Raw genomic sequence first — 23,023 nt, forward strand, 5'->3', positions numbered from 1 at the left:
TTTTAGTGCTGAGCGATTTCTCCGTCGTAAGACTGATTTTGGATAATTTAGCGGAAAAACCAGCTGTTGCCTTGACTTAAACGTGTGGAGTTGGTATATTAATAATTGTGTTAGCACTCAAATGTATCAAGTGCTAAAAAGAGGTGGTTCGAATGCTGACCAAGCGACAACTGGTTATCTTAAAGGAAATCGTCCGTTTGTATACTGAAAGTGGTCAGCCTGTCGGTTCTAAAAAGCTGCTCGACCAACTACCCATGCATGTCAGTTCAGCAACCGTTCGTAACGAGATGGTCCGTTTAGAAGATATGGGTTTGATTGAAAAAACGCATTTGTCTTCAGGGCGGGTACCATCGACTAAAGGGTATCGTTACTATTTAGATCATTTAGTTGAACCAAGTAGTGTTGATGCCAACGATTTAGCGGTGATCGAAACGTCATTTGATCAAAGCTATCATCAAATTGATCAGATCATTGCGCAGTCAGCCAAGATTCTTTCGAGTTTGACGAGTTACACCGCTATTTCATTAGGCCCTGAGTTACGCGATGCACGGTTAACTGGTTTTCGGCTAGTTCCTTTAGGCGACCAGCAAGTTATGGCGATTTTAGTCACTGATAACGGGGCGGTGGAGAATCAAATCTTCAATGTTCCCCGGGAGCTGGATAGTGAGAGCTTAGAGAAGGCCATTCGAATTATCAATGATCAATTGGTCGGTTTATCGTTGACTGGCGTGATCAAGCGTCTGCATAGCGATATTCCCCAGCTTTTGACCCAATATCTGATCACGCCAACTGGCTTTTTGGATATTTTTGGTAACGTCTTGAAAAAGGCGGCCCAGGAACGCTTTTATGTGGACGGTAAGATGAACTTGATCAATCCGGCCACCGTCAAAAATGTTGATCAATTGAAATCATTGTATAGTTTGATCGATCAAAACGATGATTTAGCTAAATTGATCGGTGTCCCTGATCGGTCCATTGAAGTGCGACTTGGTGACGAACTAACTAGCGATTTACTGCGTAACTTTAGTTTGATCACTGCCACTTATGACGTGGGCGATCACGGCAAAGGGATGATCGCATTATTAGGTCCCACAAGTATGCCATATTCACGGATGATCGGTTTACTCGATGTTTTCCGCGAAGAATTGGCTAAAAAAATAACTGATTATTATACCCATCGCGGGGATGAGTGATCATTGGAGGTGAATTTGTTTGGCTAAAAATGAACAAGCCGCAGCTGAAGATGCTTTAGCACAAAACGCTGATTTTCCTTCAGAGAAGGATTTAACGGCAAGCACAGCACCTAAGAGTGCCAGCGCAACTTCTGCAACAGCTGATTCAGCCGCGGATTCAGCAACTGATGCCACTGCAGAAGCAACTTCTGCGGCAGCAGATCCACAAGCTGAGCAGATCAAGACGTTACAAGAAAAAGTTGACGCGACGGAAGACAAGTATTTACGGGCAGAAGCTGAAATTCAGAATATGAATACACGTTTCAAAAAGGAACGCGAGCAATTGCTTAAGTATGAAGGTCAGGATCTGGTAAAGGATATTTTACCAGTGATCGATAACTTGGAACGCGCCTTAGCAGTTGATGTCAATGATAAGAACGGTGAACAATTGAAGAAGGGTGTCCAAATGGTTTATGATCATTTGGAACGGACTTTGAAAGATCATCAGATCATTGAGATCGCGGCTGCCGATCAGGCCTTTGATCCGACCATTCACCAAGCGGTACAAACCGTTGCTGTGGAAGGTGATCAAAAACCTGATACCGTGGTACAGGTATTACAAAAGGGCTATAAGCTCAAAGACCGCGTCTTACGACCAGCAATGGTCGTTGTCGCACAATAAAAATAAAAATTGGTAAAAGAGGTTAGAAATTTATGGCTAAAGTAATTGGTATTGACCTCGGGACGACTAACTCAGCCGTTGCCGTTCTTGAAGGTAACGAACCAAAAATCATTACAAACCCAGAAGGTAACCGGACAACACCATCCGTTGTTTCTTTTAAAAATGGTGAAACACAAGTTGGTGAAGTGGCTAAACGCCAAGCAATCACTAACCCAAATACAGTTGCTTCGATCAAACGTCATATGGGCGAAGCTGGCTACAAAGTTGATGTTGATGGCAAATCTTATACCCCACAAGAAATCTCAGCAATGATCTTGCAATATATCAAGAAATTCTCTGAAGACTATTTGGGCGAAGAAGTTAACGATGCGGTTATTACCGTACCGGCATACTTTAATGATAGCCAGCGTCAAGCAACTAAAGATGCTGGTAAGATCGCCGGCTTGAACGTACAACGGATCATCAACGAACCAACTGCTTCTGCCTTAGCTTATGGCTTGGACAAAGGCGATGCTGATGAAAAAATCTTAGTTTACGATTTAGGTGGCGGTACATTTGACGTTTCTGTACTTGAATTAGGCGACGGTGTCTTCGAAGTTCTTTCAACTAATGGTGATACACACCTTGGTGGTGACGACTTTGACCAAAAGATCATCGATTGGTTAGTTGCTGAATTCAAACAAGATAATGGCATCGATCTTTCTAAAGATAAGATGGCCTTACAACGTTTAAAGGATGCTGCAGAAAAAGCTAAGAAAGACTTATCTGGTGTTAACGAAGCTCAGATCAGCTTGCCATTTATTTCTGCTGGTGACGCAGGTCCATTGCATTTGGAGAAAACTTTGACTCGTGCTAAATTCGACGAAATGACTGCCGATTTAGTTGCCCGGACTAAAGTACCATTTGATAATGCTTTGCGCGATGCTAAATTAAGCTTAGGCGACATTGATAAAGTCATCTTAAACGGTGGTTCTACACGAATCCCAGCTGTTCAAGAAGCCGTTAAACAATGGACTGGTAAAGAACCAGATCGTTCAATCAACCCTGATGAAGCCGTTGCCTTAGGCGCTGCTGTTCAAGGTGGGGTTATTACTGGTGATGTTAAAGACGTTGTTTTACTTGACGTTACGCCATTGTCATTAGGTATTGAAACTATGGGCGGTGTCTTCACTAAGTTGATCGATCGTAACACAACGATCCCAACCAGCAAGTCACAGGTCTTCTCAACTGCTGCTGATAACCAACCAGCCGTTGATATCCATGTCTTACAAGGTGAACGGCCAATGGCAGCTGACGATAAGACCTTGGGTCGTTTCCAATTGACTGACATTCCTGCTGCACCTCGTGGTGTACCTCAGATCGAAGTTAAATTCGATATCGATAAGAACGGTATCGTTAACGTTTCGGCCAAAGATATGGGCACCCAAAAAGAACAAAAGATCACGATCAAGAGTTCTTCAGGTCTTTCTGATGAAGAAATCGAACGGATGCAAAAAGAAGCCGAAGAAAATGCTGAAGCCGATAAGAAGAAGAAAGAAGAAGTTGATTTACGTAATGACGTTGAACAACTCCTCTTCACAACTGATAAGACTTTGAAAGAGTTGAAAGGCAAAGTATCCGATGACGAAATCAAGAAAGCAGAAGATGCTAAGGATGCTTTGAAGAAGGCTCAAGAAGAAAACAACTTGGACGACATGAAGGCTAAACGCGACGATTTGAATAAGATCGTACAAGATTTATCCGTTAAAATGTATGAACAAGCTGCTAAAGAGCAACAAGCTAAGGGCGGCGACGCTGCAGACCAAGCAACTGGTGATGCTAAGAAAGATGATGACAACACCGTTGATGGTGACTTTGAAGAAGTCGACCCCGATAAAGATAAAAAATAAAGAGTGTGCCATAAGGCGGTCAGCTTCTGGAATATAACCTAGTTTGTTAATAAGAGACACAGCGTGGCTCGTTTTGCAAACGTAGTTATATGGAAGAAATTGCCTTATAAAACACGTTTATGCTTAACAAAACGAGCAGTATATCTTTTCCAACAAGAAGCCAAAGCCATCGCGGCTTTTGGCTTTTTGTTTTAATCTATGGTATGCTTGATGAAGTTTTTAATGGTAACGGAGTGCAGTTTGACGCTTGTTTTGGCAAGTTTCGTCAAATTTGCGTAAATTTCTAGGAGGTTCTTAATACGCATGGCGGATAAAGATTATTATGAGACTTTAGGGGTTAGCCGCGACGCCTCACAAGATGAAATAAAACGCGCCTACCGTAAGCTTTCAAAGAAATATCATCCTGATTTAAACAAGGCACCAGATGCTGAACAGAAATTCAAGGATATTTCGGAAGCTTATGAAGTTTTAGGTGATGCTGATAAACGTGCGCAGTATGACCAATATGGTTCAGCTGGTCCACAAGGTCAAGGTGGCTTCGGCGGCTTTGGTGGTGGCCAAGACTTTGGTGGTTTTGGTGGCGGTCAAAGCTTTGGCGGTTTTGACGATATTTTCAGTCAGTTCTTCGGTGGTGGCGGTGGTCAACGCTCAAATCCAAACGCACCACGGCAAGGATCTGATCTGCAATACCAGATGGATCTTAAGTTTGAAGAAGCGGTTTTTGGTAAAGAAACCACGATCTCTTATACCCGCGAAGCGATGTGCCATACTTGTAATGGGACTGGCGCTAAACCAGGGACAACACCTGATACTTGTCATAAATGTCATGGCTCTGGCTATATTCAAGTCACACGGCAAACGCCATTAGGTCGGATGCAATCACGTGAAGTCTGTGATGTTTGTCATGGTACCGGTAAAGAAATCAAAGAAAAGTGCCCAACTTGTCATGGCTCTGGTCACGAAGAAGAACGCCATAGTGTTAAAGTCAAAGTCCCAGCTGGGGTTGAAGATGGCCAACAAATGCGTTTGTCGGAACAAGGTGAAGCGGGAGAAAACGGTGGCCCTTACGGCGATCTATTCATTGTTTTCCGCGTGGCACCAAGTGATAAATTTGAACGTGACGGTGCTGAGATCTATTTAGAAGTGCCGATCAGTTTTGTCCAGGCAGCTTTAGGCGATGAACTGCAAGTTGATACCGTTAGCGGTAAAGTGAAATTAAAGGTTCCGGCTGGCACACAGACCAACACCACTTTCCGTTTACGTGGACAAGGCGCACCACGTTTGCGTGGTAATGGTCGTGGTGATCAGCACGTTAAGGTTAAAGTCGTTACACCTAAGCATTTAAATGGCGAACAAAAAGAAGCTTTGAAGACTTTTGCCAAAGCTAGTGGTGAAGACATGACTGAAACCGAAGGCAACTTATTTGATAAGTTATTCGGTAAACGCAAGAAGTAGCAACAAACAGGTGGCTAAATGCCACCTGTTTTTTTGCGAGTACGGTAATCGTAATTGCACCAACGCGGCGAGCTTGCTATAATTTAAAGGAATAGCCTACGTGAGTGGGCATTGAGAAAGTAGGCAAGATAATGGATATTAAAGCGATGCAAGAACGTCAAAAACATATTCGCAACTTTTCGATCGTTGCCCATATTGATCACGGTAAATCAACTTTGGCCGATCGAATCTTAGAATTGACGCATACAGTTGCTAAGCGTGATATGGAGGCACAGATCCTCGATACGATGGATCTTGAACGCGAGCGGGGGATCACGATCAAATTAAATGCCGTTGAATTGGCTTATCAAGCTAAAGATGGGCAGACTTATACATTTCATTTGATCGATACGCCCGGTCATGTGGATTTTTCTTACGAAGTTTCCCGTAGTTTGGCGGCCTGTGAAGGGGCTGTTTTGGTTGTTGATGCCGCACAGGGGGTCGAAGCGCAAACTTTGGCCAATGTTTACTTGGCCATCGATAATGACTTAGAGATCATTCCGGTGATCAATAAAATTGATTTGCCAGCTGCTGATCCTGAACGCGTTAAGGCGGAGATCGAAGACGATATTGGCATTGATGCCCAAGATGCCGTGTTAGCCAGTGCTAAGCAAGGAATTGGGATCGAAGAAATTTTAGAACGAGTTGTCAGTGATGTTCCGGCGCCAACTGGCGATCTAACGGCACCATTGCGTGCGTTGATCTTTGACTCAGTTTACGATAGTTACCGTGGGGTTGTGCTGAATACACGAGTTTTTGAAGGTGTCGTCAAGCCAGGCGATACGATCAAGTTAATGCAAAGCGGCAAAACTTTTGAAGTGACTGAAGTCGGCGTGATGTCACCAAAGGCTGTTCAGCGGGAGATGCTGATGGCCGGGGATGTTGGTTATATTACCGCTAGTATCAAAACGATTCAGGATACTGAAGTCGGTGATACAGTGACGTTAGCGAATAATCCAGCGACAGAAGCAATTCAAGGTTATCGTAAAATGACGCCGATGGTTTATTGTGGACTATATCCGGTGGATTCATCAAAATATAATGAATTACGCGAATCGCTGGAAAAATTACGCTTGAATGATGCTGCTTTAAGCTTTGAACCAGAAACTTCAGAAGCCTTAGGATTTGGGTTCCGTTGTGGTTTCCTCGGTTTATTGCATATGGATGTTATTCAAGAACGGCTTGAACGTGAATTTGATTTAGATCTAATTACCACTGCTCCATCAGTAATTTATCACATTAATTTGACTGACGGCACACAAAAAGTTGTGGCTAATCCGTCAGAGATGCCCGATCCAGCAGCGGTACGTTCAATTGAAGAGCCTTTCGTTCACGCCTCGATCATGGTACCAAATGATTATGTTGGTGCGGTAATGGAGCTGTCGCAAAATAAGCGTGGCGAGTTTGATACCATGGAGTATTTGGACAATAACCGAGTCAATGTGATCTATCATTTACCGTTGTCAGAAATTATTTATGACTTTTTCGATAAACTAAAATCCAGTACTAAAGGTTACGCCTCATTGGATTACAATATTGAAGGTTATCGCGAAAGTAAGTTAGTCAAAATGGATATTTTATTAAACGGTGAAGCGGTCGACGCATTGAGCAGCATTGTGCATCAAGACTTCGCGATGGAGCGGGGCCGCGATATTGTTGCTAAATTGCAAAAAATTATTCCCCGGCAACAGTTTGAAGTGCCGATCCAAGCTGCTATTGGTAATAAGATCATCGCGCGGACTAACATTAAAGCACTGCGTAAAAACGTGTTAGCTAAGTGTTACGGTGGTGATATTTCTCGTAAGCGTAAATTGTTAGAGAAACAAAAGCGCGGGAAGAAACGGATGAAGCAGATCGGTTCAGTGGAAGTCCCACAGGAAGCCTTCATGGCTGTTTTACGCACCGACGAGGAAGAAAGTCATAAGAAATAGGGACTTACATGAAAATGTATTTCCGCGGTTATAAAAAGAAACCAACGCAAAAGTCGATCTTGCGTTGGTTTCTTTTTAGTTTATAAGCGTTGGCTTTGCTGTAACCATTGCTGCGCCGCCGTTATTTCTTGTGGACTGAGGGCGTGGGACTGCTCAGCTTCAAACACGGTGAGATCAGCTTGAGCAGTTGTCAGGCTTTGGGTCAGTGTTTGAAAGTTAGTTGCCGACACGATTGGATCAAAACTACCGTGAGAAGCCCAGATTTTTACGTCAGATAATGGTTGGACCGTTTTATACGGTGTTAACTGCATAGGGTGAAATAATAGGCCCGTTTTAAACTGGGCTTGCCCGGTCAGCCAAGCATGTGCCGCCATGTTAGCGCCGTTTGAATAACCGAGGACGATCATGCGATTAACCGCCAAGTGATGTTTAGCGGCCAATTGGTCGATGGTTTGCAGCAGCCAAGTTGTCTCTTGTGCTAGGCTGTTAAGGTCAAAGCCGCCCGTTGCGGTATGAGAGAAGTAACGGGTGCGGCCATTTTCAACTAAACGGCCGCGAATACCTAGTAGCGGACTATTGGGTGCTATTTTTTGTGCTAGCGGAACTAATTCATCTTCATAGCCACCAGTACCATGGAGCATTAAAAGTGGTGCTTGTGCAGGGTCACCTGCTTGAAAATAGTAATTGAGTTCAGTCATGGTTAATCGGCCGCTTTCTTATCGGTATTGAAGGGAACTAGGTGTGCTTCAATATCTGCGCGTTGTTCTTCTAAAAATGGTGGTAGTTCTAGATGTACGCCAGCTTCTTCATAAGTTTCGTCAACTAAGAAACCAGGTCCATCGGTGGCGATTTCGAATAAAACGCCGCGACCAGGACGGAAATATTCTGATTTAAAATAGAAACGATCTACGAAGCCAGAGTGAGCCAACCGAGCTGCGGAGATTTTTTTGATCCATTCACGTAAATCCGCTTCGTCGGCAGTACGAAAGGCCAAGTGGTGGACGGTACCATAAGCTTGTACTTCATCGGCTGGTAATTGTTCATCAGCCACGATCACTTGGGCACCATGACCGCCATTAGCCACTTCATACAAGGTTTGATTACCTTCAGTGGCGACTTTGGCAAAGCCAAGTAGTTCAGTTAGCACTTGCGCCATTTTTGCTGCATAGTTGACGGTGATCCGCATTGGTCCTAAGCCACTGATCGCAAATTCTTTTGGTACTGGACTGGCCAGATAAGGGGTACCGGCGGGCACACCATGATTAATTTCATCGGAGATCAACTGATAACGTTCATGATCAAAATCATAGAAGCGCAAAGTCTTGGTGCCAAATTCAGTGACGATCGCTTCATGTTCGATTTGGTGGTCGTCAAAGCGTTGTTGCCAGTAATCTAAAGCAGCATCACTGGGCACACGGAAACCGATGCGATCGATACTATTACGTCCTTTAGTGCCTTGAAATTGCCCAGGAAAATCGAAGAATGTAATATCGGTGCCGGCAGTTCCTCGATCATCAGTAAAATAAAGGTGATAAGTCCGCACATCATCTTGATTAACTGTTTTTTTGATCAAGTGTAGACCAAGTACACCAGTCATAAATGCAAACATTTTTGGTGAACTGGAAGTGATCGCTGTTACGTGATGTAAACCGAGTAATTTAGCCATAAGAATAGCCCCCTTAGTTGATTGGTTGGCAGTATTATATCAACTTACTTTTAGTCGGTAAAGAAATGACACTTATTTTGTGTTAAAATTTTAAGGACGCAAGAGAAAAAGTGAGGTCGAAAAATGAAATTTGAAACGATCGTAAATAATGTGGCGCATTCGATTAAATTACGGCAAGCCAAGAATGGGATTGATCAATTCACATTGCCGGTGACGTTTACGCATAAATATAAAATCGCGGCGGGGTGTGTGGTGTTTATTGTGGCTCCTGATGGCAGTTATCAAGCTAAAGCCTTTGATCAACGTTATCCAGATATTGACCCTGAGGTGCAGCACATCTATCACGGTGCTTATTTTGAGTGTGATGAAGATATAGATAAAATGCAGCCGCTGATCGATGCGGTTGCCGAACAAGTCAACTAAAAATCGCAAACTGCACTAGGCCCTGTCAAGTTGACAGATGAAATAATAAAAAATTGAATCTGTTTCTAAGCGGCTTCATTCCAGTATTCATCTGGAGTGAGGCCGTTTCTTTGTGCCGAACGGTTGTGGTGATTAAAGTATTCAATACCTTCTTCAACCAGCTTCTCGAGTTCTTGAAGGGTCTTAGGCATCGGATGACGCTCCATCCAACGCAATTTAAACTCATTCCACCAACGTTCCATCGGCGCGTTATCGTATGGTGTACCTGGACGAGACATACTGCGTATCACATCGTAACGGCCTAGAAAGTTGTTGAAGGCACCAGATGTATAAGCTGAGCCGCGATCCGTATGAATCAATGGATGAACGTCTCCAACACGATCAAATGCACGTTGGAACACTTCGATTTCCGCAGCTGAGGTTTCGGTAATGCTGAGGTTGTGTGCCAAGAGAAGGCGTCCATAGAGATCAAGAACGCCACTCAGTCGAATTTTGTATTCACCATTCGGGTCGAATCTCAATTCAGTCGAGTCAGACAACCAAACTTTGTTAGGCGCGTCCGTATCAAAATTTTTGTTTAAGACATTGTCTTGGACGTACTGCTCACTAGCTTTTTGACGACTGTGTTTCTTGACTCGAATCTGACACCTCAGTCCAAGCTCTCGCATCACACGCCGAATCATTTTATAGGTCACTTCAAACGTAATCGATTCATCATGCTGTAGATTCACTAAGAGATTCCCAGCACCGATGCCCTGATGATGGAAATCAAACCAGTATTGTATCCGTTCCTTGAGTTGACGATCACGAACTTCCCAAGCTGTTTCTTCACGCTTTAAGCCTTTGTAGTAAGCCTGCCGGCTTACGCCGACAACAGCTAATAACTTGGTAAGCGCACCGCGCTTGCCTTGACTGACCTCTTTGATTGCGACGTAGGCCAGTTGATGCTGTTTATTCACCCCTTGCGCTGAAGTTCCAGCAATTTTTTTGCGAATTGTTCCACCAATTCTTTATCTTTAAGCTCAGCTTCCAGCTGGCGGATACGAAGATTTGCCTTATCGAGATCAGTCAATTCAGACTCGTCCCTGTGATGACCACGGTTATCGACGAGGGCTTCATAACCACCGTTCTTGGCCTTAAGCACCCAAGATCGTGCTTGCTGATAGGAGACTTGAAAGTGCTCTGCGGCCTCAGCGTATGAATGTTTATGTTTGACTACGTACTCAACGATTTCAATTCGTTCTTCGAAAGTTGTCTTCTTAGGCATAGTGGGGACCCGCTTTCTGGACGGTGATGCCGTCAAAGGTTTGTCCTCATTATACTTGGTAACCCAGTTTTGTGCTTGGGTAGCATTACGCAGACCATATCTGTCCGCCAACTCACCAAATGTACCTTCGCCATTTAAGTACGCAAAGACAACTGTATGCTTCAACTCCTTACTATAGTGAATATTCTTCTTTGCTTCTTGCAGACCTTCTAGACCATCTCTTTGATAACGTATCAACCAACTTCTAAGTGTATCTTTACCGATTCCATGCCGCCTTTCATAAGTAGCCCTAGGGAGCCCCGACTGCTGATAATCTTCAATTAAATTGAGCTTCTCGAGAACTGTGAACTTAGATCTGGACATACAAAAATCCTTCCATAATCATCAGATGAATTATTGTATTTCATCTGACAACCACAAAGGGATTATCGCAAACTCTACAATTAGATAGGGTCGCGTGATTTTTAATAATTTGCAAAGTGAAAAGCCGCAAGTTGGGAGACTAGAATATTGGCGTGCTATACTAAAAGTAAACGCTTTAAATGAGGAGGGCACAATGACGCAATTAGTAATGATCACCGGTGCTTCTGCCGGATTGGGTGAGCAATTAGCTTATGCCTTTGCACGGCGCCAGATGCGTTTACTTTTACTGGGACGTGATCACCAACGTTTGGCAAAAGTTGCTCGGCAAGCCGCCAGGTTAACCACTGCCCCAGTGGCAATTTTGGCAACTGATTTATTGAACGACAACGGCCGATCGGCTTGGCGCCGCTGTGTGGCGCGCTGTGGTGTGCCGGATATTTTAGTCAATAATGCTGCATTACCAGGTTTTGGCGCCATTAATGATTTGTCATTGGCTGAGGCGCAAAAGGTGTTGCAATTAAATACTGCGGTGCCATTGACTTTAAGTCAGCTATTTATTCAGGCTCACTACTGGACGCGGCGGCCGAGTTATTTGATCAATCTTGCCTCGGCTGGTGGCGAACTACCGTTACCGTACGCAGCGTTCCATTCAGCAAGTAAGGCAGCGTTGCTCGGCTTTGCTCGTGGTAGCCGCTTTGAATTACAAGTGACGCAGATCCATTTAATGACGGTTATACCAAGTTTATTAGCTACCGACCATTTTCAGCAACAAACAGCCCCGTATTTAAAAGCTAACCCACTAATTGCCCAATTACTTGCGCATAGTCAATTGGATCCAGCTAAAGTGGCCAAAAAAATCGTGACCAGTGCGTTGCGCGGACAACAAATTTTACGCTTACCATTGGCTTATCAGTGGCTAGCGGCTTTTAACCGTTTAGCCCCCCGTATTAGTCGTAAAATTATTGCCCAGCCGTACCGGACACGATAATTAAGTGATTATTTCCAGAATTGAATCGTGAGTGTTCCGATGTCGTGGTGCTCAGCATCAGTGATCAACTCAACTGTAACTGTGATCTCACTATTTTCAGTGATATGTTTTTTATAATCATTGGCCGCAGCGGCACTAGTTTTCTGGAACATTTTTTGAAAAAATTTAGGCAGATCGGTGATTGGTGCCGTGACGCTAACCGCTTCATCTGGCGCGTATAATTTAAGTAGTTGAAAAACTTCACTATCAACGATCAAATCATCGACAAACGCGGGTTGGGCGGCAAATTTTAATTGTAACGTACTGGGATTGATCAACGTCTCGATCTGATCACCATGTTCTTCGACAACCTGCAAAATATTACGTAACTTTCTTTTCAAAAAATCGCCCTCTTTTTCATTTCTGTGATTGACCTTAATATAGCATTTTTCAAGGGTTTTGCAAGTGAAGTCCTAGCGAATAATGTTAGAATAAAGGTAGTTATGAAGAATTTAGGTAGTTCTGGCGGGGGCGTGTAGTTAGTTGCTATCAACATTTTTGTCGTCGTTCAAAGGCGCAAGCTTATTGTTATGCTGGGTATTTATTATTGCTGATAAAAGCTACGCGCGTCTGGGAATTTGTTAGTAGATTGTGCAAAAACAATCCGTTAAGTCCGATAGAGGAGTGAATTATATGCAAAAAATTGGTTTTATTGGTACTGGCGTCATGGGCACAGGTATCATCAAAAATTTATTGAAGGCTAATTTTCCGGTCACAGTTTATAATCGTACTAAGGCTCATGCTGCAGCGGTATTGGCCAGTGGCGCAACTTGGGCAGATAGTCCTTGTGAAGTAGCCGCTAGCAGTGATATTACGATCACGATGGTCGGCTATCCCCAGGATGTTGAAGCGGTTTATTATGGGGATGAAGGTATTTTTGCTGGTGCGAATACTGGCAGCATTGTGGTGGATATGACGACAAGTACGCCAACTTTGGCGCAGCGGATTGCCGCAACGGCAATTACACGTGATATCCAAGCGGTTGACGCTCCAGTATCCGGTGGTGATATTGGCGCCAAAAACGGTACGCTGACGATCATGGCCGGTGGCGTTCAATCGACGTATGAACAGTTAGTGCCGCTATTTAAGGTGATCGGGCAAAGTTATCATCTGTTTGGTGGTGCAGGTAAGGGCCAGCATGCTAAAATGGCCAATCAGATCATGATCGCGGGAACCATGACTGGGATGACCGAAATGTTGGTCTACGCTAAAAAGGCTGGCTTAAGCTTACCGGACATAATTGAAACACTTAGCGCTGGCGGTGCTGCTAACTGGAGCTTGACTAATTACGGGCCACGTATTTTAGCCCATGATTATACACCTGGCTTTTTTGCAAAGCATTTTCTGAAGGATCTACGAATCGCTTTAGATGAAGCACAGAAGCAACAGTTGGATCTGCCTGCGACTAAGGCTGCTGCAGAGTTGTACCGGCGTTTGGTGGAAGACAAAGCGTTGGGTGATGATGGCACACAGGCGCTAGTCAAGTTATGGTGGACAGCTGAATAAGTGTTGAGCAGTGGAACTACGGCTAAAAAGTCGTAGTTTTTTTGTTAGCGACAATTAATTATTAGACTTAGTTGGTGGCATGGTATAATATGGCTTGGTCTTATTTGGCGCCGTCGATTTCAATCAACGACCTGATTTGTACAGACTTTTACGATAGAGGAGTGGGATAATGCAATTGATATCGAAAACAACTTATTCAATTTTTTTGGCTGGCATAATTTTACTTTTATTAGGGCTCGCTCGGCAATTGACGCCGTTATGGATCGCCGGCTTGGCGTTATTGATCGTGAGCCTGACCCAATTTCAACGACAACGGCGGGCACATAAAAAATGAGCGGGCAGTCAATTAAACTCCGCTGGTTATTGTTGGCTAATCTGTTGATCAATGCCGGCGCCGCCTTTATGTGGCCCTTAACAACGATTTATTTGCACGATGATCTTGGTGAAAGCTTGACGACGGCCGGGCTTGTTTTGTTGGTCATGTCGTTATTGATGATCGTTGGGAATTTTGTTGGCGGTCAGTTGTTTGATCGTTGGCGGCCTTATGAAACAGCTTTGATCAGTACAGGTATTTCGCTAGCCGCCTTGATTGGCCTAATTTTCACGGGTGGCCATTTTTCGCACTATTTCTAATCATCGTTGGTTTTGGTGATGGAATCAATATGACTGTGCTCAACGCTTATGCGGCGCAGGATACCAGTCATGAGCGGCGCTATGTTTTTAATTTGATTTATATGGCGCTTAATTTAGGTATTGTGATCGGCACGCTAACGGTGGGCTATTTATATGCTAGTGGAATTCGTTACGTTTTTGCGGTCGCCGGATTATGTTATTTACTATTATTACTGATCATTGCGTTGACTTTTCGCGTGCCGATCAAGGCCAAAAGTGACCAGGCAGTAACCCAACCACTTAAATTAAAATCAGACCAACGCTGGCTGTTATTAGTTTTATGTGGACTGACTTTCGTTATTTATGCAAGTTATGCGCTGTGGGAAAGTGTGGTCTCCGTTCATTTGACTAGCTTACACATTCCGTTTCACTATTATAGCTTGTTGTGGACGATCAATGGCTTACTGATCGTTTTTGGCCAACCGGTGGTGACCCATTTTGGTGCGCGATTTGCTTTGCCAAAAGTGGTGATGCTTGGTGTGACACTGTTTGCAGCATCGTTTTTTTGCTTGATCTATGCGCAAACATACGCCGGTTTTGTGGTGGCGATGCTCGTGCTGACGATCGGTGAAATGCTCGGTAATCCGCTGATTCCGGTATGGGTCGATACGCTAGCGAGTGCCGATCAAAAAGGCCGCCTGCAAGGGGACTTAAACATGGCCATTTCACTTGGTCGTGCGTTTGGCCCCTTGATTGGCGGTCTACTAGTTGATTTCTTTTCTTATGGCTTGCTGTTTAGCTTAGCCGGTGGCAGTATTTTAGTCATGCTGCTGGGGGTGCTTATCGTTTGGCGGCGGCAAAATCTGCATCCGTCAACGCATAAATAGCTTCGGTAACGGTTTGGCCTTTAAATTGCCGGGCGTTACACAAAATGCCTTCTTGGCGCATGCCAATTTTTTGCATGACTCGACCTGAGCGGCTATTAGCAGTGTAGTGACGTGCTTCGATTCGTTTCAGGTGTAATGTACTGAAGCCAAGCTCGATCAATGCCCGGCAAGCCTGTACGTGTCAATTTGGATAAATAATTAATATTTAAAAGTGAGGTCGTGGCGTAACTTGATGCAACAATGGTCACAAACAAAAATCAAAGCCTTTCAAAAGGCGTTATTAACTTGGTACGATCGGGAAAAGCGTGATCTACCTTGGCGGCGTGATCATGATCCCTACCATATTTGGGTTTCGGAGATCATGCTGCAACAGACGCAAGTGCAGACGGTGATCCCTTATTATCAGCGCTTTATGGCTGCTTTTCCGACGGTCACGGACTTGGCTCAAGCTCCGGAAGCCGCGCTGCTACAGGCGTGGGCTGGCTTAGGCTATTATTCACGTGTGCGTAATATGCAAAAAGCGGCACAACAGATCGTCACTGATTATCAAGGTGTCTGGCCACAAACGGCGGCTGAATTAGAACAATTGGTTGGTATCGGGCCTTATACCGCCGGCGCGATCGCCAGTATCGCGTTTAACCAGCCAGAGCCGGCAATCGATGGGAATGCGTTTCGCGTTTTTGCCCGCTTATTTGAGATCGACGCCGATATTGCTAAGCCGCAGTCACGGCAGATCTTTTATGATGTGATCAAAGAAGTTATTTCGGTTGAGCGACCAGGGGACTTTAATCAGGCGATCATGGACCTTGGTTCCAGTTACATGACGGCAAAAAATCCCGATAGTGCTCATTCACCGGTGCGTGAATTCAATCAAGCTTATTTGGATGGGAAAGAGTTAGACTATCCAGTTAAGTCGAAAAAACCACGGCCAGTGCCGGTAGATTATTTTGCCTTGGTGATCAAAACGCCGGCGGGCTATTTGTTTGAGCAAAGACCGGGAACGGGGATGTTAGCGGATCTCTGGACGGTTCCGTTGCTGAAATGGACAGATCTGACCACTGCACCAGAGGAATTATTATTACCCGAGTTAGTCACACTAGCTGGCCAACAATTTACCGCTAATACACAGATCAAATTGATCCCAGCGTTGATTGGCGGCCGACCGGTGACGCATACCTTTACTCATCAAAAATGGCAGATCACCTTGCTATACGCTGAGTTAGCCCATGTTCCTGATCTCAGTTACTTTCCGGGGCGAGTCGTAGCGCCGGCGGCTTTTAATGAATTGGCCCAACCTAAAGTACAATTGAAGATCTGGCAACGCTATCAACAATTAAGTGAGTTATAAAAAAGAGTAAGTGCTGCACGGCAATCAGCCGTGAACACTTACTCTTTTTTTGGTTGGTCGGTCAGCATCCCGGCGCAATCTTCAAAGTAGAAGATACTGGTTACCAGAACTAACCCACATAAGCTAGTAAAAATAATTTTAAACAAGGCAATTTGCCAAGAAATTTCTAGAATTGGTAAAATAAATACGAATAGAATAACGCTAATGATCACGTTACGCCAGAACTTACGGCACACGGTGAAGACCTCACTTTTTTTAAAAATAAGACGCTATGTACTTTGCTGAAAGCAATCATAGCAGATAATTTTCAGTGACGCAAGCTTTTGACGAAATTAGTTTTGGTAGGCCCAATGATTGATCGGACCGAACTTGTGGCCAACTTGAATTTCATTAGCAATTGCAACGTGGACAAACTTTTTGGCTGCCCGGATTGCTGACTCAATATCGCTACCTTTAGCGATTTCAGCAGTGATGCAAGCGGATAGCGAATCACCGGTACCATTGACACGATCCGTATCAATGTAAGTTTCGGTCAACCAGAAAGACTTGCCGGATTCCAAAAGAACGAAATCACGGACTTCAGCTTGGGTGCTGTCGTGATGCTGTCCTTTAACGACCACATTTCTAGCACCCATTGCTTTGATTTTCCGGGCGGCCGCTTCCATATCAGCATCAGAAGTGATCTTCATTTCTGCTAATTTCTCGGCTTCGAAGAAGTTAGGTGTGATCACGGTTGCTAAGGGAACCAATTCTTTACGTAGGGTAGCGAAGGCACTTTCTTCTAACAGCTGTGCGCCGTGTTTTGTCATGATCACGGGATCAACGACAAGGGGACCAAAATCGTATTTTTTATAATTTTTGACGACGTTTTTGATCAAGGTGCTATCGGCCAACATCCCAGTTTTAGCCGCTAATATTTTGTAATCGTCCGCAAGATCAGCGAATTCCTGATCGATAAAGTCGGTTGGTAAAGCAATGCTAGCGTGGATGCCGTAAGAATTACCAGCCACGGCCGCCGTCATCACCGCAGCGCCATGGACTTTGCGGGCAAAAAAGGTATAAAGATCTGCTTGCATCCCCGCACTGCCATCGCTGTCGGAACCAGCAATGGTCATTACTTGTGGAAATTCATTTGCCATTTTACTCACTCACCTTTGTCATGAATTGTATCTATTATACTTAAAATTTGCCGTTATTAATAGGGCTAGTTCTAATTATAATCTAATATAGTGGTTATTGGGAATATCCGGTATAATTAAGATAGTGAATTAGCCCAATTATGGTCGATGAGGAGCAGAACGTAATGGAATTTAGTTGGATCAAAACGGATGAGCAAGAAGAAAAGGTACGTTATTTTTTGCAGCACCATGGGGTTAGTGGGCGCTTATTTAAGCAGGTAACTGGTCAAGGACAAATTTTGATCAACGGTCGCTTAGCGGCGTCAACCGGCGTTCGTTTACAACAAAATGATCGTGTAACGATCCAATTACCACCAGAAAAAGCGGCGCAGCAGATTGCTATCAGCACACAGCCGCTAAATGTGATTTATGCAGATGAAAATTGGTTGGTGGTGGATAAACCAGCGGATCTCTCAAGTATTCCTGGGCCCACCAACCAAACCGATACGTTGTTAAATCGGGTTCAAGGCTGGTTACAACAACAGAATAATACTGAAACGGTACCGCACGTTGTGACCCGATTGGATCGCTTTACGAGTGGGTTGGTTTTATTAGCACGCCATCGCTTTGCTCATAGTCTGATTGCTCGACAATTGACTGATCACACCTTAGATAAACGGTATTATGCGATCGTTGCGGGACATTTAACGACGACCCATGGTTTCTTGACCCAGCCCTTAGGTCGCCAGGGTGATGAGATCCGCCGCCGAGTCATGGCCACCGGTAAACCGGCTAAGACGGAATACTGGCAAATGACTAAATTAGCTCGTGCCACTTTAGTTGAGGTAAAGTTGCATACGGGACGAACTCACCAGATCCGTGTACATTTTGCGGATCAAGGCCATCCATTGCTTGGCGATCAGCTATATGGCGGTCCGCTGGATCAAGGCATTACCCGCCAAGCTTTGCATGCCTATGAGCTTAACTTTTATGATCCATTTACTCAAACTGAACGCCATTTTACCAGTCCATTACCGGTAGATATGCAGGCGGTATTGAAGCTGATGTAGCCACAATTGCCTAAGCAGACAAAAAAAGACGAGCGCACTCGTCTTTTTTGCTAGTCATTATTTTAAACGCTTGGAAACTTGGTAACGATTAGCAGCGGTGTCGTCAGTCTGCGCATCGGCTGCGTTAAAAATCGCGTAAGTTTCACCATCGACTTCCTTAACGATCATTAGTTCATGTTGTTTTTGATCACGGTGAAAAATTTCTGCACTGCGCATCGCTTCATTAAAATCGTGACCGCTGGCGATCGCATCACCAGGATTGAAAAAAACAATTTCGTTCATCGGCGCCACTCCCTGTATTTTATTTGGTTATCTTAATTGTAACGGAAAACGCTTTAAAAAACAGTAAACAGGTCGTTAAACTTATAAGAAAAAATCGGAGTAGAAGCATAATAACATAAATAATGTAGACTGAAAGCGGGCTGACAACAAAGTAGTTGTAATTATGCCGCTTTCATGCTAAGCTATGTTTGTAAAAAAATTTAATAAAGGTTCGTCTTCAGGGCAGGGTGAAATTCCCGACCGGCGGTAATAGTCCGCGACCCATCAATTTATTGGTGGCCGAATTGGTGTGATACCAATACCGATAGTTAAAGTCTAGATAGAAGAAGATAGGCTTATTTTACGTAATTTAAAAATAAGACTAACGCTATTGAGATGCCCCTAAAAAGACATTTTGGTAGCGTTTTTATTTTGCGTAAGATGAACTCACTTACCTGAGGTGAATCCTTGTAGGAGGATTTATTATGGAAAAATGGGCGTCAGAAAGCTAGTCATGATCGCCATGCTAGCAGCAGTCTCTTACTTATTGATGTTGTTCAGCTTCCCGGTATTACCGGCGGCACCGTTCCTTAAGATCGATTTTAGTAACCTACCGATCTTCTTGAGTATGTTTCTTTACGGACCAGCAGCAGGGGCGTTTACCACGCTGATCACGGGTTTATTGGACTTTATCACGCGTGGGTCTGGCCTGCCTGGCTTGATCGGTGAAGCAGCGTACTTCTTAGCGACGATGTGCTTTACACTGCCGGTCTATTATTTCTTTAAACGTGATCACAGCGTTAAAGCCAACCGGAAGAATATGTTAGCTGGTTTTGTGACGGGGACCATCTCCTTAACTATTTTTATGAGTTTAGCTAATCTCTTTGTGTTATTACCGATTTATATGAAGTTTTCTGGTATCCAAATCAATGCTACCACACTGAATTTAGTGGCCACAACGGTTGTGCCATTTAATTTGATTAAAGGGGTGCTGGTCAGCGTTGTCTTCTTGATCGCGTATGAGCGACTGTTACCATGGCTATCACGTAAGGTATTACCACAGCAAATTAAAAAAATCTAAATAAATTTTCGGCGTACAGTTTAGCTGTGCGCCTTTTTTTGCTTTTTTCAGGCTAACCGGTATAAAGTAAATATTGTTCTAAAATTGATTTAAAAAATACTAAACATGATTATATAACCATAAAGACTGTAGTATAGTTGGACATACATTAGTGCGGGGCTAAATATGATTGATGGGGTTTGATATTGTGTTTAAAAGGATTTATTGGCGGGATGTGGCACCGTATATATCGATCGCGGGGATGGCGGTACTGTTGATATTGCCACAGTTAATTTTGCATAGTACGATCGTTGGTTCCGACGCGATCTTTCATTTTAATCGAATCTATGATGCAGCTAAGCAGATGCAAAACTTTAATTTTAGCTATTTTCAAACCAATTATGGATTTCAACAAAGTGGTCGGATCATCAATGCATTATATGGGCCATACTTTGCTTATTTAAGCGGCGTACTGCTAATTTTGGTTCGTAGTTGGTATCATTTCCAGATCGTTTCGACTTTGTTAGTGTATTTGATTGGCGGCATAGGAATGTACTTGTTGGCAACGAAAGTGCGGGCGACTAAGCGGATTGCGTTGATTGCGGCGCTATTATTTATGAATGTAGGCTGGTTGCCACGCTGGGGCCTGTCACAAAATTTGAATTCCTGGGGCGCTGCTTTAGCCCCATTTGTATTGATCTGTGCAGTACGGATGATCAGTGATCACCAGCGGCCAATCAAAATAATACCGTTGGCGCTGATCATGGCGATCATCATCGAAATCCATATATTAAGTACAATTCTGTTTACGCTAGTTTTATTGCCATTTTTCATGATTGGTTTATGGCGGGCAAATGATAAAATAAAGATGCTGCTGGATACGATTTTAGCGGCTTTATTGACAATTTTATTAACGGCCAACATCTGGGGAAGTTTTCTAACAATTTTTGCGAATAATAGTATTGCTGAGCCAGCAAAATTTGCGTTAGAGCAAAATGCATTACAGTTTTCGATGATCCTTGGGCAGCGGAATCAGTTAGGTGCGGTTTGTTTGATCCTTTTTGCGGCACAGCTGGTTTATGTGCTTGTCAGTAAGCAAGCTACAACCGTTAATCGAGTCGTAACGGTGATCGGTGCGTTGATTCTATTTATTGCTTCTGATTTATTCCCTTGGGTGACCTTACAACATCAATTGCCTTTTTTACAAAGCACATTGCAATTTCCAGTTCGCTTCACGATCATTGCCTATCCGTTACTGTTTTGTGGGGCGGCGATCAGTGCCACGCAGTTGCGTTTAAGCAGTGAGCGCCACACGGGTTACTATCGTTTCGGGGCGTTGATCGCCGTGTTATTGTGTTTAGCGCCAAATATGCTTAGTATGGCGCTAAAGGCGGAGACTTATCATTCAGTGGATGTGCTGAATAGTTGGACTGGCGTAACGGTTTTAGCAGACACGCCTGATCAAATCCGCAGCTCATTACACGCTGAACATCCAGGTCAATTATTAACATTGGTAGAAAAGCGTCATCCAGATTATTTGCCGATTCCCAGCGAATTTAAACGTTTGAACTTTAAACGTTCCGATGAATATGAAAAACAAATCATTGATCGACATCGTGAATTTGAACATAAAGTACTTAGTGGTGGTCGATTACAGCTAACCTGGAACGCTGAGCGGCGCGATTATCGGCAAGTGCCACTGATCATGTACAAGGAGTCTATTTTACAGTTGAACGGGCACCGCTTAAATAGTTATCAGTACGATGAAACCAATATCGGTGCGCCTGTTGTTCCGCAAGAAATCGGCCGTAATACATTGATCTTGCAATTTAAACAGCCGCGCAGCTTCACTAATCTACTGATTTTGTCGCTTGTTTCGTGGTTGGTATTGTCTTGCGTCGGTGTTGGTAAAGTGGTTTATCAGTATAAAAAATATTATAAACGAGGGTGAAGTAGTGGCTGAATTAACAATTAAGCTGGCTACCGGTGCACGGACAGCGTATCAAAATTTGCTATTAATTGGGGATGACGCAGCGGAAGTGGTAGCTAGTTACCTAGATCAAGGCCAGTTGTATTTGCTACAAAGAGATAAACTAACGATTGGCGTAGCGCTGGTTATTCCGCAAAATAAGCAGGTCGTTGAATTGAAAAACTTAGGCTTACTGCCGCAGCAACAGCATCATGGCTATGGTAAATGGTTTGTGCAACAATTGCTCAAATTATTGCGGGAACAGGGTTATCAGACTTGTATTGTGGGAACGGCCAATTCGAGTATTGCTAACATCCGTTTTTATCAGCGCGTTGGTTTTCGCATGGATCGAATAAAACACGATTTCTTTGCGACCTATCCGCAACCAATCTATGAAAATAAGCTGCAAGCAATAGACATGCTGATGTTTAAACAAGAGCTATAAAAGAAGACGCTGGTGCATAAAATCTTATGCATCAGCGCCATTTTTTTAGATTTTTTCACTTAATTTCTCGCTGGTTTGCTGATAAAGTAGGTCAGCGCTATCCCAGAATTGCAAAAATGAGATGTCCTTGTAAGCTAAGATCACAGGCTCGCCATGTTGGTAAGTCAAGGGATCAAACGGTAAGCAAGTGAAGTGGTGGGCGGTTGCGGCAACGACTTGGTCAACTGGTGTAATATCAAACCGACCAGCGATAGTAATATAAGCCCGTTCCTTAGTCAAAGCGGTGAAGAGCTTAGGTAGTAGTTGTTTGGACCACTGACTGATCGTTGTTTCTTTTTCGCTAAGCTGGAATGGATCGTATTGCTCGTGTGCTTTAAAAAAGTCCTGATAAGTTGTAATGATCTTTAAATAAGGCGTCGTGCTACGAACGCGTTTGATCCGCTTTAACGCAAATAAAGTATAACCAGCAAATTGTCCCTGTGCGTTCACCGTCGCGATGATCAGCCAACGATGATCACTGACGATGGGGTAGCCGACTTCGAATTCACCGGTTTGCTTTTTGACATAGACTTCCACCAGCGTGTGTTGCTGCTTGGCTTTTTCAATTTGACTTAAAATTTTTGCCTGTTTCAATCCGAACACCTCACAATTAGTTTCCGTCACCATTGTAAAGGATTTGTAGTAGAAAAGAAATGACAATTTACTAAATTCAACCGCGAGTTATTGTAATAGCGTTCTCATTTAGATAAACTAGATAGGAAACCAAAAATGGCTGGTCATAGCTAAGAACGAACATTACTTAATGACCAACCAAATTGTGGAGGGGAAATAGA

At 43.8% G+C, this 23,023-nt stretch carries 25 protein-coding genes, 1 pseudogene and 1 riboswitch; of the genes and pseudogenes, 16 read left to right on the forward strand and 10 right to left on the reverse strand.

Going from position 1 to position 23,023, the window contains the following annotated elements; translation table 11 throughout:
* The first annotated feature begins 152 nt into the window (after window positions 1-152).
* The 5 genes from hrcA to lepA all read left to right on the forward strand — a co-directional run bounded on the left by hrcA (window position 153) and on the right by lepA (window position 7,168).
* Entirely contained in the window at window positions 153-1,193 is a 1,041-nt protein-coding gene (hrcA, locus tag LC20001_RS07025) for a heat-inducible transcriptional repressor HrcA (protein WP_003676994.1), read from the forward strand.
* Window positions 1,194-1,212: 19 nt separating this feature from the next.
* A complete protein-coding gene (gene grpE / locus LC20001_RS07030; protein ID WP_003676992.1) occupies window positions 1,213-1,854 on the forward strand; it encodes a nucleotide exchange factor GrpE in 642 nt (213 codons plus the stop codon).
* Between the two features lie 32 nt (window positions 1,855-1,886).
* Window positions 1,887-3,743, forward strand: coding sequence for a molecular chaperone DnaK (gene dnaK / locus LC20001_RS07035; protein ID WP_003676989.1), 1,857 nt, complete (start codon window positions 1,887-1,889; stop codon window positions 3,741-3,743).
* Between the two features lie 303 nt (window positions 3,744-4,046).
* The gene (dnaJ, locus tag LC20001_RS07040) at window positions 4,047-5,198 is read left to right on the forward strand and encodes a molecular chaperone DnaJ (protein WP_003676987.1); all 1,152 of its coding nucleotides are present in this window, start codon (window positions 4,047-4,049) and stop codon (window positions 5,196-5,198) included.
* A gap of 131 nt (window positions 5,199-5,329) precedes the next feature.
* Window positions 5,330-7,168 (forward strand): translation elongation factor 4, encoded by a 1,839-nt coding sequence (gene lepA / locus LC20001_RS07045; RefSeq protein WP_003676985.1) that lies wholly within the window; start codon window positions 5,330-5,332, stop codon window positions 7,166-7,168.
* 80 nt (window positions 7,169-7,248) lie between these two features.
* Here lepA and LC20001_RS07050 read toward each other — a convergent pair whose 3' ends face one another.
* Together LC20001_RS07050 and LC20001_RS07055 are read right to left on the reverse strand one after the other, a co-directional pair.
* Window positions 7,249-7,866 (reverse strand): alpha/beta hydrolase, encoded by a 618-nt coding sequence (locus LC20001_RS07050; RefSeq protein WP_003676984.1) that lies wholly within the window; start codon window positions 7,864-7,866, stop codon window positions 7,249-7,251.
* Window positions 7,867-7,868: 2 nt separating this feature from the next.
* Window positions 7,869-8,834 carry a ring-cleaving dioxygenase gene (locus LC20001_RS07055; RefSeq protein WP_003676982.1) on the reverse strand — a complete coding sequence of 322 codons (966 nt, stop codon included), beginning with the start codon at window positions 8,832-8,834 and terminating at the stop codon, window positions 7,869-7,871.
* 123 nt (window positions 8,835-8,957) lie between these two features.
* Here LC20001_RS07055 and LC20001_RS07060 point away from each other — a divergent pair, with 123 nt between their 5' ends.
* Window positions 8,958-9,257 (forward strand): hypothetical protein, encoded by a 300-nt coding sequence (locus LC20001_RS07060; protein ID WP_010010052.1) that lies wholly within the window; start codon window positions 8,958-8,960, stop codon window positions 9,255-9,257.
* A gap of 65 nt (window positions 9,258-9,322) precedes the next feature.
* Here the strand turns inward: LC20001_RS07060 and LC20001_RS07065 are convergent, their stop codons facing one another.
* Window positions 9,323-10,216, reverse strand: a complete 894-nt coding sequence (locus tag LC20001_RS07065) for an IS3 family transposase (protein ID WP_099267137.1) — start codon at window positions 10,214-10,216, stop codon at window positions 9,323-9,325.
* Window positions 10,213-10,887 carry a helix-turn-helix domain-containing protein gene (locus LC20001_RS07070; RefSeq protein ID WP_035456673.1) on the reverse strand — a complete coding sequence of 225 codons (675 nt, stop codon included), beginning with the start codon at window positions 10,885-10,887 and terminating at the stop codon, window positions 10,213-10,215. Before LC20001_RS07070 ends, LC20001_RS07065 begins: the two co-directional genes overlap by 4 nt.
* A 193-nt stretch (window positions 10,888-11,080) precedes the next feature.
* On the opposite strand from LC20001_RS07070, the gene LC20001_RS07075 reads away from it, so the two are divergent.
* Window positions 11,081-11,875: an SDR family NAD(P)-dependent oxidoreductase gene (locus LC20001_RS07075; RefSeq protein ID WP_010010051.1), complete on the forward strand. Its 795-nt coding sequence runs from the start codon at window positions 11,081-11,083 to the stop codon at window positions 11,873-11,875.
* Window positions 11,876-11,883: 8 nt separating this feature from the next.
* On the opposite strand, the gene LC20001_RS07080 is transcribed toward LC20001_RS07075, so the two are convergent.
* Window positions 11,884-12,255, reverse strand: coding sequence for a hypothetical protein (locus tag LC20001_RS07080; protein ID WP_010010050.1), 372 nt, complete (start codon window positions 12,253-12,255; stop codon window positions 11,884-11,886).
* Window positions 12,256-12,547: 292 nt separating this feature from the next.
* Here LC20001_RS07080 and LC20001_RS07085 point away from each other — a divergent pair, with 292 nt between their 5' ends.
* From LC20001_RS07085 to LC20001_RS07090, 4 genes are all read left to right on the forward strand, one after another.
* Window positions 12,548-13,420, forward strand: coding sequence for an NAD(P)-dependent oxidoreductase (locus LC20001_RS07085; protein WP_003676972.1), 873 nt, complete (start codon window positions 12,548-12,550; stop codon window positions 13,418-13,420).
* Between the two features lie 169 nt (window positions 13,421-13,589).
* Entirely contained in the window at window positions 13,590-13,754 is a 165-nt protein-coding gene (locus LC20001_RS14400; protein ID WP_010010049.1) for a hypothetical protein, read from the forward strand.
* Window positions 13,751-14,053, forward strand: coding sequence for an MFS transporter (locus LC20001_RS14725; protein ID WP_225351552.1), 303 nt, complete (start codon window positions 13,751-13,753; stop codon window positions 14,051-14,053). The genes LC20001_RS14400 and LC20001_RS14725 overlap by 4 nt, the downstream gene beginning before the upstream one ends.
* 23 nt (window positions 14,054-14,076) lie before the next feature.
* Window positions 14,077-14,919 carry an MFS transporter gene (locus LC20001_RS07090; RefSeq protein WP_309300228.1) on the forward strand — a complete coding sequence of 281 codons (843 nt, stop codon included), beginning with the start codon at window positions 14,077-14,079 and terminating at the stop codon, window positions 14,917-14,919.
* Here the strand turns inward: LC20001_RS07090 and LC20001_RS07095 are convergent.
* Window positions 14,873-15,082: pseudogene (locus LC20001_RS07095) on the reverse strand (GNAT family N-acetyltransferase); the annotation flags it as partial. The gene LC20001_RS07090 and the pseudogene LC20001_RS07095 sit on opposite strands and share 47 nt — an antisense overlap.
* A 69-nt stretch (window positions 15,083-15,151) precedes the next feature.
* On the opposite strand from LC20001_RS07095, the gene mutY reads away from it, so the two are divergent.
* The gene (gene mutY, locus LC20001_RS07100) at window positions 15,152-16,267 is read left to right on the forward strand and encodes an A/G-specific adenine glycosylase (protein ID WP_010010046.1); all 1,116 of its coding nucleotides are present in this window, start codon (window positions 15,152-15,154) and stop codon (window positions 16,265-16,267) included.
* Window positions 16,268-16,305: 38 nt separating this feature from the next.
* Here the strand turns inward: mutY and LC20001_RS07105 are convergent, their stop codons facing one another.
* A complete protein-coding gene (locus LC20001_RS07105; RefSeq protein ID WP_010010045.1) occupies window positions 16,306-16,503 on the reverse strand; it encodes a hypothetical protein in 198 nt (65 codons plus the stop codon).
* Between the two features lie 96 nt (window positions 16,504-16,599).
* On the reverse strand, window positions 16,600-17,406 hold the full coding sequence (gene thiD / locus LC20001_RS07110; RefSeq protein ID WP_010010044.1) for a bifunctional hydroxymethylpyrimidine kinase/phosphomethylpyrimidine kinase: 807 nt from the start codon (window positions 17,404-17,406) through the stop codon (window positions 16,600-16,602).
* A 164-nt stretch (window positions 17,407-17,570) separates the two neighbouring features.
* Between thiD and LC20001_RS07115 the strand changes: the two genes are divergently transcribed.
* Complete coding sequence (locus LC20001_RS07115; protein ID WP_010010043.1) at window positions 17,571-18,455, forward strand: RluA family pseudouridine synthase; 885 nt, start codon at window positions 17,571-17,573, stop codon at window positions 18,453-18,455.
* A 57-nt stretch (window positions 18,456-18,512) separates the two neighbouring features.
* Here LC20001_RS07115 and LC20001_RS07120 read toward each other — a convergent pair whose 3' ends face one another.
* Window positions 18,513-18,737 (reverse strand): hypothetical protein, encoded by a 225-nt coding sequence (locus LC20001_RS07120; protein WP_010010042.1) that lies wholly within the window; start codon window positions 18,735-18,737, stop codon window positions 18,513-18,515.
* Window positions 18,738-18,946: 209 nt separating this feature from the next.
* Window positions 18,947-19,072: riboswitch (FMN riboswitch) on the forward strand.
* Between the two features lie 137 nt (window positions 19,073-19,209).
* Between LC20001_RS07120 and LC20001_RS07125 the strand changes: the two genes are divergently transcribed.
* From LC20001_RS07125 to LC20001_RS07135, 3 genes are all read left to right on the forward strand, one after another.
* Entirely contained in the window at window positions 19,210-19,797 is a 588-nt protein-coding gene (locus LC20001_RS07125) for an ECF transporter S component (RefSeq protein ID WP_010010040.1), read from the forward strand.
* 187 nt (window positions 19,798-19,984) lie between these two features.
* Window positions 19,985-21,727 (forward strand): 6-pyruvoyl-tetrahydropterin synthase-related protein, encoded by a 1,743-nt coding sequence (locus LC20001_RS07130; RefSeq protein WP_010010039.1) that lies wholly within the window; start codon window positions 19,985-19,987, stop codon window positions 21,725-21,727.
* Window positions 21,728-21,731: 4 nt separating this feature from the next.
* The gene (locus LC20001_RS07135; protein ID WP_010010038.1) at window positions 21,732-22,190 is read left to right on the forward strand and encodes a GNAT family N-acetyltransferase; all 459 of its coding nucleotides are present in this window, start codon (window positions 21,732-21,734) and stop codon (window positions 22,188-22,190) included.
* A gap of 45 nt (window positions 22,191-22,235) precedes the next feature.
* Here LC20001_RS07135 and LC20001_RS07140 read toward each other — a convergent pair whose 3' ends face one another.
* Window positions 22,236-22,823, reverse strand: coding sequence for a hypothetical protein (locus LC20001_RS07140; RefSeq protein ID WP_010010037.1), 588 nt, complete (start codon window positions 22,821-22,823; stop codon window positions 22,236-22,238).
* Window positions 22,824-23,023: the final 200 nt, after the last annotated feature.

The organism is Loigolactobacillus coryniformis subsp. coryniformis KCTC 3167 = DSM 20001 (genome assembly GCF_002706425.1).
GTDB classification, from domain to species: Bacteria; Bacillota; Bacilli; order Lactobacillales; family Lactobacillaceae; genus Loigolactobacillus; species Loigolactobacillus coryniformis.

Bases quoted from the DNA above. Each gene is read 5' to 3' on its own strand.
- hrcA (WP_003676994.1), top strand. From the start codon at position 153: ATGCTGACCAAGCGACAACTGGTTATCTTAAAGGAAATCGTCCGTTTG.
- dnaK (WP_003676989.1), top strand. From the start codon at position 1,887: ATGGCTAAAGTAATTGGTATTGACCTCGGGACGACTAACTCAGCCGTT.
- dnaJ (WP_003676987.1), top strand. From the start codon at position 4,047: ATGGCGGATAAAGATTATTATGAGACTTTAGGGGTTAGCCGCGACGCC.
- lepA (WP_003676985.1), top strand. From the start codon at position 5,330: ATGGATATTAAAGCGATGCAAGAACGTCAAAAACATATTCGCAACTTT.
- LC20001_RS07050 (WP_003676984.1), bottom strand. From the start codon at position 7,866: ATGACTGAACTCAATTACTATTTTCAAGCAGGTGACCCTGCACAAGCA.
- LC20001_RS07055 (WP_003676982.1), bottom strand. From the start codon at position 8,834: ATGGCTAAATTACTCGGTTTACATCACGTAACAGCGATCACTTCCAGT.
- LC20001_RS07060 (WP_010010052.1), top strand. From the start codon at position 8,958: ATGAAATTTGAAACGATCGTAAATAATGTGGCGCATTCGATTAAATTA.
- LC20001_RS07070 (WP_035456673.1), bottom strand. From the start codon at position 10,887: ATGTCCAGATCTAAGTTCACAGTTCTCGAGAAGCTCAATTTAATTGAA.
- LC20001_RS07075 (WP_010010051.1), top strand. From the start codon at position 11,081: ATGACGCAATTAGTAATGATCACCGGTGCTTCTGCCGGATTGGGTGAG.
- LC20001_RS07085 (WP_003676972.1), top strand. From the start codon at position 12,548: ATGCAAAAAATTGGTTTTATTGGTACTGGCGTCATGGGCACAGGTATC.
- LC20001_RS14400 (WP_010010049.1), top strand. From the start codon at position 13,590: ATGCAATTGATATCGAAAACAACTTATTCAATTTTTTTGGCTGGCATA.
- LC20001_RS14725 (WP_225351552.1), top strand. From the start codon at position 13,751: ATGAGCGGGCAGTCAATTAAACTCCGCTGGTTATTGTTGGCTAATCTG.
- mutY (WP_010010046.1), top strand. From the start codon at position 15,152: ATGCAACAATGGTCACAAACAAAAATCAAAGCCTTTCAAAAGGCGTTA.
- thiD (WP_010010044.1), bottom strand. From the start codon at position 17,406: ATGGCAAATGAATTTCCACAAGTAATGACCATTGCTGGTTCCGACAGC.
- LC20001_RS07115 (WP_010010043.1), top strand. From the start codon at position 17,571: ATGGAATTTAGTTGGATCAAAACGGATGAGCAAGAAGAAAAGGTACGT.
- LC20001_RS07120 (WP_010010042.1), bottom strand. From the start codon at position 18,737: ATGAACGAAATTGTTTTTTTCAATCCTGGTGATGCGATCGCCAGCGGT.
- LC20001_RS07125 (WP_010010040.1), top strand. From the start codon at position 19,210: ATGGGCGTCAGAAAGCTAGTCATGATCGCCATGCTAGCAGCAGTCTCT.